General features: G+C 37.2%; 14 protein-coding genes. All 14 read right to left on the reverse strand.

All coding sequences use genetic code 11. The features are described 5' to 3' along the window. Positions 1 to 9 precede the first annotated feature (9 nt). Positions 10 to 1,158 carry a 1-deoxy-D-xylulose-5-phosphate reductoisomerase gene (gene dxr, locus AZF04_RS01440; RefSeq protein WP_061947264.1) on the reverse strand — a complete coding sequence of 383 codons (1,149 nt, stop codon included), beginning with the start codon at positions 1,156 to 1,158 and terminating at the stop codon, positions 10 to 12. Positions 1,159 to 1,191: 33 nt separating this feature from the next. Then, positions 1,192 to 1,989, reverse strand: a complete 798-nt coding sequence (locus AZF04_RS01445; RefSeq protein ID WP_061947265.1) for a phosphatidate cytidylyltransferase — start codon at positions 1,987 to 1,989, stop codon at positions 1,192 to 1,194. Positions 1,990 to 2,008: 19 nt separating this feature from the next. After that, on the reverse strand, positions 2,009 to 2,782 hold the full coding sequence (locus AZF04_RS01450; RefSeq protein WP_061947266.1) for an isoprenyl transferase: 774 nt from the start codon (positions 2,780 to 2,782) through the stop codon (positions 2,009 to 2,011). Between the two features lie 138 nt (positions 2,783 to 2,920). After that, positions 2,921 to 3,478 carry a ribosome recycling factor gene (gene frr, locus AZF04_RS01455; protein ID WP_045479355.1) on the reverse strand — a complete coding sequence of 186 codons (558 nt, stop codon included), beginning with the start codon at positions 3,476 to 3,478 and terminating at the stop codon, positions 2,921 to 2,923. A 1-nt stretch (position 3,479) separates the two neighbouring features. Beyond that, positions 3,480 to 4,196, reverse strand: a complete 717-nt coding sequence (pyrH, locus tag AZF04_RS01460; protein WP_045479359.1) for a UMP kinase — start codon at positions 4,194 to 4,196, stop codon at positions 3,480 to 3,482. Between the two features lie 85 nt (positions 4,197 to 4,281). Continuing rightward, complete coding sequence (gene tsf, locus AZF04_RS01465) at positions 4,282 to 5,166, reverse strand: translation elongation factor Ts (protein ID WP_061947267.1); 885 nt, start codon at positions 5,164 to 5,166, stop codon at positions 4,282 to 4,284. A 164-nt stretch (positions 5,167 to 5,330) separates the two neighbouring features. Further along, positions 5,331 to 6,056, reverse strand: a complete 726-nt coding sequence (rpsB, locus tag AZF04_RS01470; protein ID WP_045479366.1) for a 30S ribosomal protein S2 — start codon at positions 6,054 to 6,056, stop codon at positions 5,331 to 5,333. Between the two features lie 163 nt (positions 6,057 to 6,219). Then, positions 6,220 to 6,738, reverse strand: a complete 519-nt coding sequence (locus AZF04_RS01475; protein ID WP_061947268.1) for a DUF6115 domain-containing protein — start codon at positions 6,736 to 6,738, stop codon at positions 6,220 to 6,222. A 14-nt stretch (positions 6,739 to 6,752) separates the two neighbouring features. Continuing rightward, positions 6,753 to 7,073: a hypothetical protein gene (locus AZF04_RS01480; protein WP_061947269.1), complete on the reverse strand. Its 321-nt coding sequence runs from the start codon at positions 7,071 to 7,073 to the stop codon at positions 6,753 to 6,755. Between the two features lie 13 nt (positions 7,074 to 7,086). Continuing rightward, on the reverse strand, positions 7,087 to 8,481 hold the full coding sequence (locus tag AZF04_RS01485) for a DUF342 domain-containing protein (protein ID WP_061947270.1): 1,395 nt from the start codon (positions 8,479 to 8,481) through the stop codon (positions 7,087 to 7,089). Between the two features lie 85 nt (positions 8,482 to 8,566). Then, positions 8,567 to 9,343, reverse strand: coding sequence for a FliA/WhiG family RNA polymerase sigma factor (locus AZF04_RS01490; RefSeq protein ID WP_061947271.1), 777 nt, complete (start codon positions 9,341 to 9,343; stop codon positions 8,567 to 8,569). 22 nt (positions 9,344 to 9,365) lie between these two features. Beyond that, positions 9,366 to 9,851: a chemotaxis protein CheD gene (locus AZF04_RS01495; protein ID WP_061947272.1), complete on the reverse strand. Its 486-nt coding sequence runs from the start codon at positions 9,849 to 9,851 to the stop codon at positions 9,366 to 9,368. Next, positions 9,844 to 10,479, reverse strand: coding sequence for a chemotaxis protein CheC (locus AZF04_RS01500; RefSeq protein ID WP_045479383.1), 636 nt, complete (start codon positions 10,477 to 10,479; stop codon positions 9,844 to 9,846). The genes AZF04_RS01495 and AZF04_RS01500 overlap by 8 nt, the downstream gene beginning before the upstream one ends. Positions 10,480 to 10,496: 17 nt before the next feature. After that, on the reverse strand, positions 10,497 to 11,549 hold the full coding sequence (locus AZF04_RS01505) for a protein-glutamate methylesterase/protein-glutamine glutaminase (protein WP_061947273.1): 1,053 nt from the start codon (positions 11,547 to 11,549) through the stop codon (positions 10,497 to 10,499). Positions 11,550 to 11,554: the final 5 nt, after the last annotated feature.

Genomic DNA, 11,554 nt, shown 5'->3' on the forward strand with positions numbered 1-11,554 from the left:
CCACCTTTCCTAGTTCACTTTAGAATGGATTAAGTCTCTAATCCTTTGATCAATTTCAACAATTTCATCTAATGTAGGTTCTTTTATAACATCATGATGTTCTAACGCTTGTTCAATTAAACGTTCAATTGATAAAAAGTCAATTTTTTTAGATAAAAAGGCACTAACCGCTTCTTCATTTGCTGCATTTAAAACAGTTGGCATTGATCCTCCTATTTTTCCTGCTTCATAAGCAAGTGCCATCATTCGGTATCTTTCTAAATCTAAAGGCTGAAAATGTAGTGCACCCAATTCCCATAATTTTAACCTGTCTCCAGTCTTCCTTTCAAGCCTTTTCGGATAGGTTAAAGCATACTGAATCGGAACCCTCATATCTGGTGTTCCTAACTGAGCAATGACACTTTTATCAACAAATTCAACCATCGAATGAATAATACTCTCTTTATGTAATAATACATCAATATGTGAATAAGGAATATCAAATAACCAATGTGCCTCAATTACTTCTAAACCTTTGTTCATCATCGTTGCTGAATCAATGGTAATCTTTGCACCCATCGACCAATTCGGATGCTTCAAAGCGGCTTCTAGTGTGACATGCTTTAATTCTTCTCTTGATAAATCTCTAAAGCTACCACCAGAGGCTGTTAGGATTATTTGCTCTATTTGCTCATGATTTTCTCCATTTAGTGCCTGGAAAATCGCCGAATGCTCACTATCTACCGGCAATAATGGAACGTTATGTATTTTCGCTGCTTTTGTGACAAGATGACCAGCTGTTACTAATGTTTCTTTATTAGCAATAGCGATTTGCTTTTTGGCTTCGATCGCTGCTAAAGTAGGCTGAAGTCCAACACTACCTAACACCGCATTAACTAAAACATCTGCACTCTCAATGGTTGCAACTTCTATTAACCCTTCTTCTCCACATAAAACCTTTACTTTATCTCCAAACTCCACTTGTAATTTATGCATACTTTCTTTATCAGCAACAGATACAACTTCCGGCTGAAATTCATGAATCTGTTTTTTTGCTAGGTCTATATTATGTCCGATCGACATGGAAACTAATTGAAAATGTTCACTATGTTCCCTTATGACATCTAATGTTTGGGTGCCAATAGACCCTGTTGAGCCTAGCAGTGCAATTTTTTTCATGTGTTCACCCTCTTGTTTATAGTTTAGCAAATTTTATATCAATTGAAGAAGGTGTAAGACCGGCACCACATAAATTAAGCTATCAAAGCGGTCTAATATTCCCCCGTGACCTGGTAATACATTACCAGAATCCTTCACTGCATAATGACGTTTTAATGCAGACTCAACCAAGTCACCTAATTGTCCAAATATCGAAGCTACGAGCATCACGAATAAAGCGGTCGTATAGTGATCAAAGATAGGAAAGAAATAATAAAATATACTACCTAAAAGCACCGCACATAAAATACCGCCGATTGCTCCTTCGATTGTTTTTTTCGGACTAATTTCGGGCCAAAGCTTATGTTTACCAAAAGCTCGTCCCACAAAATAGGCTCCAGAATCAGTTGTCCAAATTAATATTAAAACAAAGAAGACTAGCATCATTCCCGTTTCAGCTATTTCTCTTGTCATGAGCAAATAATGAAAACCAAACCCAACATAGACAGAAGATAAAATGATGAATCCTACCTCATCGAACGTCATTTTATTTTTAAGTAATACCGTTAGCATTAATAAAAATAAAATTAAGAACACAAAAATTTCTACTTTTGTAAATTGAATTGGAAAGAAGGAGTCAAACCAATTTGAAGGTATAAGTAAGAGCCACATCGAAATTAAGCTAATTAATCCGATAATCGAAAAGGGTGAAATTTTCTTCATTTTTAATAGCTCCATCATCGCCACAGAAGCGACAATGAAAATAAATAATGAGAATAACCACCCACCAGCCACTACTAGGCTAATAAACAAAGCTCCACCTAAAACTCCTGTTATAATTCTCTGCTTCAAAATATTGCGCCTCCTTTAACTATACCCCACCATAGCGCCTTGCTCGATTTTGATAGACTGATATAGCCTCGGTAAAATGGTCCTCATTAAAATCAGGCCATAGTACATCAGTAAACCAAAGCTCACTATATGCAGCCTGCCATAGCATAAAATTGCTTAGTCTAATTTCTCCACTGGTACGAATTAACAAGTCAGGATCTGATAAGGAAGCGGTCATTAAATGTTGATTAATGGTTTCTTCATTAATTTGATCAGGTCGTAATTTTCCCTCTTTTACTTCCTCACTAATCGATTGAATCGCTTCAACTAATTCTGTGCGGCTTCCATAGTTGAGAGCAAAATTTAAAATTAATCCTGTGTTATCCTTTGTTTCAGCCACTGCTTTTTCAACCGCATTTAATGTATATTCTGGTAAGTGGTCCAGACTTCCCATTAAACGCACCTTCACATTTTCCTTTTTTAATATCGGTAATTCACTGTTTAAATACCTTTCGGGTAGTCTTAATAAATAATCGACCTCCGTCTTCGGTCTTTTCCAATTCTCAGTTGAAAATGCGTATAATGTTAAGACTTCAATCCCAAATTCATTGGCTTTTCTCACTATTTTATTGACAACTTTCATTCCTTCACGATGTCCAATAACACGTGGAAATCCTTTTTGTTTAGCCCATCTTCCATTTCCATCCATAATAATGGCAACATGTTTCGGCATTTTCATACTATCAAGATCAATAGTTGGTTCTTCTCTTGATTCCATGCCTTTTGATTTCCATTTTGAAAATTTATCAAGCATCCGTCTGCCCTCCATTTATGCGCAATCCTGAGTGTCGCTTCTTTAAAAGTAACCTATGATTAACACATGAGAGAAAAAGTGTAAAAAACCCCCTAAAAAGAGGGTCTTTATTCTTCATCTAGTTTACAACGATTTTGATTAAACTTCCATAATTTCTTTCTCTTTATTAGCAGAAATACCGTCCATTTTTTCAATCGTTTTGTCCGTTAATTTTTGCACTTCGTCTGTATAACGGCGTAAATCATCTTCTGTCAAATCGCCATCTTTTTGTGATTTTTTAAGTTCATCATTAGCATCACGGCGAACATTACGAACAGCAACTTTCCCTTCCTCTGCTGAACGTTTTACTAGCTTAACTAACTCTTTTCGACGCTCTTCCGTTAATGCAGGAATTGCAATACGAATAATCGTTCCGTCATTGGACGGAGTTAACCCTAAGTCCGCTTTTAAAATGGCACGTTCGATATCGTTAATTGAAGATTTATCAAATGGTTGCACAGTCAATAAACGAGCTTCTGGTACCGAAATGGTTGCAAGTTGATTCAATGGTGTCTCCGCTCCGTAATATTCAACCGTTACCCGGTCTAATAAGGCTGGATTTGCACGACCAGCACGCAATTTCGCTAGTTCACGATTTAGCGCGTCTACTGCTTTATTCATTCTGTCCTGGGCACTATTAATAATTTCTGTTGACATATTATTTCCCCCTCACTACTGTACCGATTTCTTCACCTAGTACAGCTCGTTTTATATTTCCTTCTTCCATAATTGAAAAGACAATTAAAGGAATATTATTGTCCATACATAATGAAGATGCTGTTGTATCCATTACAGCTAATCCTTCTTTAAGTACATCCATATATGTAATCGAAGTATACTTAGTAGCATTTTCATCTTGAGTTGGATCGGCACTATAAATTCCATCCACATTATTTTTCGCCATCAAAATGACCTCAGCTTCAATCTCTGCAGCTCGTAGTGCGGCAGTCGTATCAGTAGAAAAATAAGGGTTTCCTGTACCAGCAGCAAAGATAACTACGCGTTTCTTTTCTAAATGACGAATCGCTTTTCGACGAATATATGGCTCTGCTACTTGACGCATTTCTATTGAAGTCTGTACTCTCGTTTGAATTCCAATATCCTCTAAGCTATCTTGCAAAGCAAGTGAATTCATTACCGTAGCAAGCATCCCCATATAATCAGCAGTTGCTCTATCCATACCCTTAGCGCTGCCTGCCATACCACGCCAAATATTTCCGCCACCAACTACTACTGCTACTTCCACATCTAATTCTACTATTTCTTTAATTTGTGTAGCAACAGATTGAATGACTAGTGGATCAATTCCGTAACCTTGCTTTCCCGCTAGCGCTTCTCCACTCAATTTTAAAACTACTCGATTATATTTTTGCATGATGCCCTCCATATCGTCATACATATAAGATAAATTAGCTTGCTTTGAAAAAAGGGACACGGATGAATGTGCCCCTTATCTTGAATTATTTCTTTACTTGAGACATAACTTCATCTGCGAAGTTATCTTCTCTTTTCTCAATACCTTCGCCCACTTCAAAACGAATGAAGCTTTGAACGGTAGCACCTTTATTTTGAAGGAATTTGCCTACTTTTTGATCGCCATCTTTTACAAATGGTTGGTCAACTAAACATACTTGTTCAAAGAACTTGCTTAGACGGCCCTCTACCATTTTTTCAACGATTTTTTCTGGCTTACCTTCGTTAAGAGCTTGTTGCTTTAAGATTTCACGTTCGTGATTAACCGTTTCTTCTGATACAGAAGAACGATCCACATAAGTAGGATTGATAGCCGCTACATGCATAGCGATATCTTTCGCTAACTCTTGGTCTGTTGTTCCGTTAAGTACCGTTAAAACTCCAATACGGCCACCCATGTGTAAGTACTCACCAAATGCATCAGCATCTGTTTTTTCTACTACAACAAAACGACGAAGGGTGATTTTTTCACCAATCTTTGCAACAGCTGAATTAATGTGCTCTTCAACAGCTGGTCCATTCCCTTGAAAATCTTGCTTTAAAGCCGCTTCAACGTCTGCTGGATTTTGTGTTAGAACGTGGTCAGCTAAATCTTTTACTAAAGTTTGGAAAGCTTCATTTTTCGCAACAAAATCTGTTTCAGAGTTTACTTCGATAATGATGGCTTTATTTCCTTCTGATTTTACATATGTTAAACCTTCAGCCGCAATACGGTCTGCTTTTTTAGCTGCTTTTGCAATTCCTTTTTCACGTAAAAGGTCAATTGCTTTTTCCATGTCACCATCAACTTCTGTTAATGCTTTTTTACAATCCATCATTCCTGCGCCTGTTTTTTCACGCAATTCTTTTACCATACTCGCTGTAATTGCCATTATTTTACGCCTCCTTAAATTCAAGTATGTACGACATCAAAAGGTTTCAACCTTTATAAATGCCTACATAAACATTACATTGACTGAGTTTATATGTACCTTTCAGTCCAAAAAAGGATGGAAAGGGTATCCCCCTTTACCACCCTTTGACCGCATAAATAAAATTAAGCCGTTGTTGTTTCTTCTTCAACTTCTTCTTCAACAGCTTCAGCCGTTGTTGCTTCAATCACTGCATCAGCCATTTTTGCTGTAAGAAGTTTAACCGCACGAATTGCATCATCGTTACCAGGGATCACATAATCAATTTCATCTGGATCACAGTTTGTATCAACAATCGCTACGATTGGGATGTTTAATTTATGAGCTTCTGCAATAGCAATGCGCTCTTTACGTGGGTCAATAACAAATAATGCATCAGGAACTCCTGGCATATCCTTGATTCCACCTAAGAATTTTTCAAGGCGGTCCATTTCCTTATTCAATAAGATAACTTCTTTTTTCGGAAGCACTTCGAAAGTACCGTCTTCTTGCATTTTTTCTAGGTTTTTCAAACGAGTAATACGTTTTTGAATGGTTTCAAAGTTTGTTAAAGTACCACCTAACCAACGTTGGTTAATAAAGTACATTCCACAACGCTCAGCTTCTTCTTTTACAGAATCCTGTGCTTGTTTCTTTGTTCCAACAAAAAGGATTTTCCCTCCGTCAGCTGCAATAGAACGAACAAAGTTATAAGCTTCGTCTACCTTTTTAACTGTTTTTTGTAAATCAATAATATAAATTCCGTTACGCTCTGTGAAGATGTAGCGATCCATTTTTGGGTTCCAACGACGAGTTTGGTGACCGAAGTGTACCCCAGCTTCTAGTAATTGTTTCATGGAAATCACTGCCACATCCAACACCTCCTTATAATGGTTTTTGTTTTCCTCCGCATTCTTCATATTTGCCCAAAACTGTCGAAACAGCACCAATGTTCAAATCAGAATGCGTGTGTGATTAACACCGTCAACTAATATACCATATTGAACCTATGCATGCAAGCTCTAATTGCTACGCTCATTTATAAAAGTTTAATATAACCTGTACTTCACCTTTGCCTATTTTCAAGCTTTTAGCAATTTGTTCAATATTCTGGCCTTGTTTCGCTAAGCTTAAAACCCTCACGGTTAAGGAAGGTTCAAAAGCAACGCCCTCACTTTTACTTTCATCAGAGAGGAATGGCGGTTGGTAATCACTATAACGCTCATCCTCTTGTATTTGCTCGCTACTTTGCTCAGTGCCGGAATTGGAGTTTGTAGAGGAACGGGTTTCTATCTCATCATCATCATCATCATCATTTGGAAGCGCTTTTATTTGAGCTTTTTCCGCATGATCTGTTTTTTTATTTATTTCGTTTAATAATTTTTGGTTTTCGGCTTGGATTTCTTGAACCGACGCCATTAACGCTTCTTCAACATCTTGTTTAATAGATTGTATGTTGGCTACATCCTTATTCAATTGACTTATTCTCGAGGATAATAAAAAAATGATAATAAATAAAATGGCGTGCAATAAAAAGCTTAACGTTATCCACATGAATGAATCAGTCCTTACCCACTAAAATCAATAAATTTCCCTTTATAGGGATGCGGTTTATCTTGGTGACTTTCTTTTTTTTCCTCTTCCTTTTGCTTTTCCGATTCGCGCTTATCTTTTTCTTGCTGCTTCTCTTTTGATTGCTCACGTATTTTAGAATGACTTAGCTCTTCTGACTGATTGACTGATTTTCGCTTTTGATCCTGCTCTTCCATTTGTTCCTTACTTATATAATCCTGCCTATTTTGAAATCGTTGCTGTAATTGCTCTTGTATTTTTCCCGTTTTTTGGGATTGCGGGATGGAACCTTGCATTTCAATCGGCCGAAGACTCATTTGGACAGCCCCTTTAAGTTAAAGTTGAAATGGTTATTTCATTTTGAATAAGAGAGACTTGAATTTTTGGATAAGAGGATGTTAATTTACGTCGATACTTCCCAAAATGGACATTTACATTCGGGAAGGCCATTCTCTCTGCTTTAATAAAACCGATGATTACGGAAGAAGTCAACTCTTTTAGCTCTTGTAGCTGCACGTTTATATCTTCTTCTTTTTCCAAAAGGTCGTTTAAATGGTGCTGTACTCTTAATTTTTGGATTTTTTCACTTCCCATTAAAGGACCAACCGTTTGTTCTTTTTGAGCAAAAAGCTTCATCAGTTTGTCTGTTTTTGTACGCTCTTCACTCCATTTATGTAATTGAATCTCTAGCTCTTTTTGCTTGGAAACTGTTTGTTCAGAGGGACCAATATAAAGTTCTGTCTTCGTATGCATACCATTTCCAAATTCATTTGCTTGAATTTTAAAACCAGCTGAAATGGAGCCTCCCACAATATTTCCTTTTCCTCTTGTACACACAATCTCCTGTCCTGCATAGCAATGGCTATGGAGGATGGATTGAGTAACATATATAGAATCCTCTACTTCAACATGTCCCTCGTTTATAAAGGTTGTCTGTAAGCTACCTTTAGCATAAATGGAGCTTCTTTTTTGTCCTACGATTCCTGCTCCTACAAAAATAGAACCATCTGCCTTCAGCTCAGCTCCTTCAACCGTTCCCATAATACGGATATCCCCACCAGCTTCGATTTTAAAGCCTGTAGGTACGTTTCCACGGATTACAACATTTCCAACAAAGGATATATTACCTGTTTTTGTCCCCATATCCCCTTTTATTTCATAAATGGGATAAACGTGCACCGTTTTCTTATTGACAGACATTTGACCATTAATAAGTGCATACAATGTATCTGTTTCATTATCTAAACGAGTATTTTTCCCCGGTCGGAGCGTGAAGTCTTTCCCTCTCTTTGCAGGTATTTCTTCTCCTAAAACATTTTTGCCTGGTTCGCCTTCCGTCGCCCTTATTTTTTGGGCCAGCTTCTGACCTTCTATTACGGATGGAATTTCAATTACCTTTTTTAAATCAGCTTGACCTAGCCCTTCTTCCTGGTCGACCCCTTCTTCTTTTGTAAAAGCGACAATCTTTAAAGTGGCATCCTTTCCTCGAGTTGCTTCTTTCCCAGTTGCTATACATTGTGGCTCAAAAAATCCAGTTTGTTGCTCAAAAACAAAATCTAAAACCTTTGCATCGATTCCAAATTGGATGCCACCTTCTTCAATAAATTGACTGATTTCATTTAAGTTAAATACTTGGTCTTCTAGTACTGGCTGCTCTTGCCTAACCCATGCCTGCATTTTATCAGCACTAATTTGCAACGAAAAATATTGATCGGCTACTAGCATATTTTCAGCTCCTTAAGTGATTAAAATCTTACTCTAAAAAAGGGCAATCCATATTTTATGGCAATCTAATCAAATCATGAGGGCTTTAGGAATTTTCTAATTTATGCCTTTTAAATGCCGTTTGTAATCTTGAGATCGCTTTTGAATGAATTTGGGAAATTCTCGAAGTTGAGAGTTTCATCACTTGTCCTATTTCAGTTAAGGTTAAACCTTCATAATAAAATAAACTCACAACAAGCTTTTCTTTTTCTGATAATTGACTAACGAGCTCAACTAATTCCTGCTTCGTCGTTTCCTTCATTAACACTTGCTCAGGTGATAGCGTTGCTCCATCTTTAATCGTTGACATGAATGTATCTCTTTTTTCCGAATCCTGTGTATATTCATCAATAGAAAGCATATTAGCCGTAAATTGCTCACTGACTATTTGACTAACCTCTTGCACGGTCATATCAATTTCTTCTGCAATTTCCTCAGCAGTCACATACCTTCCATATTGCTGTTCTAGCTTTTCAATGGTTGACTCTACTTTTTTTACTTTTTCTCTCATAGACCTTGGTAACCAGTCTATTTTTCTAAGACCATCTAAAATGGCTCCTCTTATGCGGAAAGAAGCATAGGTATCAAACTTCAAATCTCTTTCCAGATTAAATTTCTCCAGCGCATCGAACAAACCAAATTGACCATGACTTAACAAATCATCACGATTAACATTTCTAGGAAGCCCTACCGCAATTCTCTGAACGTGATAATGAACAAGTGGCATATAAAGACGTACTAGACGGTCACACGCTTCTTTATCTTTCTCTTTCATCCATAATTCCCATAATTGATTTTGCTCATCTACCATAACGTGGGCCATTTCGTTTGCTCCTTTACAGTTATTAAATATCTTTTGTCCCTTTCTGAACCGTTCTAATATTTAGAACCATTGTGCTTGGAAAAAACTCAATCGTTCTCCCACTTTTTCCTCCTACATCTTCAGAAACAATTTGAATTTGTTCTTTCTCTAAAATATTTCTCACAGCCTCTACATTTCTTGGGCCAATTCTCATCATTTCATTCGCCTTAGCAAAGGTAAACATCTGAGCTCCGCCAGCCATTTTAGCCTTTAATTGTCTCTTTTTTGCCCCTTTATCTACTAGTAATGTAATTAAGTCATGAATCGCTGTATCCGCATATTTCGCACGATTTTGAACAGCTTTACCATTTAAAGAATCAGGTAGCATAATATGGGCCATTCCTGCTATCCCATTTGCTGAATCGTAAATGACGATACCTACACAAGAACCTAAACCAGAAGTACGAATGGAGTGAGGTGTTTTAACTAATTTTAAATCAGCCATTCCCACCTTTATAATCTCACTCATTAAGAGTCACTCCTAAAGCAGTAAATATCGTCTCAAAGGCTTTCGGATCAGGGATAAAAAAGAATTGACCAGACAATGGCTTTTGCTTCGCTTCAACATCAATAATTTCAGTCTCGACTAATATGACATAATCAGAGTATTGAGATATATTGAGTACCGCATAATTAACGATTGCTCCAGCCATATCAATCGTTACAGCAGGAACTGTCGGCACTAAAGATAATTGAGTAAAATCTGAAAAAGCAGACAAATAGGATCCGGCTAATATATTTCCTAATTCGTGAAGTGCAGAAATCCCTAATTCTTCTTTTGACTCACGATGTAAATTAAAGGGCTGCTGAATGAGTTTGGATACGAGATTCTCAGCATCTTCTATAGACGTTAAAAACATCATGCTTCCAGATGCTTCTCCCTCAACTCTTAAAAAAATAGCGACCATTTCGACCTCTGCTCCGCCGACAATATCGGAAATCTCTGAAAAAGGAACTAATTTCACAGAAGGAACATTCATATCTATTTTTGTAAGTAAAAGCCTTGATAAGGCAGTGGCAGCATTGCCAGCACCAATATTGCCAACTTCCTTTAATATGTCAAAATGGTATGAATTCAAAGAATGAATATTAGGCATTTTGTACCTCCTCCACATTAAATATGCTTTAACATCGTTTCTGCAATCTCTTCTAAATGAACAATTTCATCAATGACTTTAGACTTAATGGCTACCTTAGGCATTCCAAAAACAATCGAGCTTTCCTCTGATTGTGCAATAGCATAACAGCCTCCTGCAGATTTTAATGAAAGTAAACCCTCTGTTCCATCTGCCCCCATTCCCGTCATAATAATGGCTACCTTTTCAACGGTTAATAAAGATGACGCAGAACGAAACAGCAAATCAACCGCTGGCTTTAGACCCTTAATAGGCTCTTCATCTAAATAATCAATCATTAGATTATGTTCTCCTTGCAGGAGCCCGATATGATAGCCACCTGGAGCTATATAAGCCGTACCATTTTGAAGGATTTCGCCTTTTTCAGCTTCTTTTACGGTAATTTCTGAAAGAGAATTTAGACGCTCAGCTAAAGAATTTGTAAATCCTGCGGGCATATGCTGTACGATAACTATCGGCCAAGGAAAATGAGCTGGTAGCTGAGTTAATACTTCTTTTAGAGCTTTTGGCCCTCCAGTCGATGTTCCAATTAAAAATATTTTTTTCTTCTGTGAGTATGACTTTTTAAAGGGCAAAATTGGACGTTTTTTTCTAACCGTAGGCAAAGAAACAATCGTTGATTTCAGGTTTTTTACCTTTGCGGCACATTTCACCTTATACACAATAATTTCTGCAATTTTGTTAATGTCCAACGAAATAGCTCCGGATGTTTTGGCTATAAAATCAACAGCACCATACTCCATCGCTATCATCGTATTTGTTGCCCCTTCCTTCGTTGTACTGCTCAGCATAATAATGGGACATGGATTTTCTTCCATTATCATTTTTAATGTTTGTAACCCATCTAAGACTGGCATTTCAACATCAAGTGTCATCACATCTGGATTCAACTGACGTCTTTTCAAAATCGCCTCTTGACCATTTCTTGCTGTTCCAATGACCTCAATCATCGGATCTCTGTTTAACATGTCACGAATCATCTTGCGCATAAATGCTGAATCATCCACGACAAGAACACGATATTTCTTCACTTTTT

Source organism: Alkalihalobacillus trypoxylicola, from assembly GCF_001590785.1.
Taxonomy (GTDB): Bacteria; Bacillota; Bacilli; order Bacillales; family Bacillaceae_D; genus Alkalihalobacillus; species Alkalihalobacillus trypoxylicola.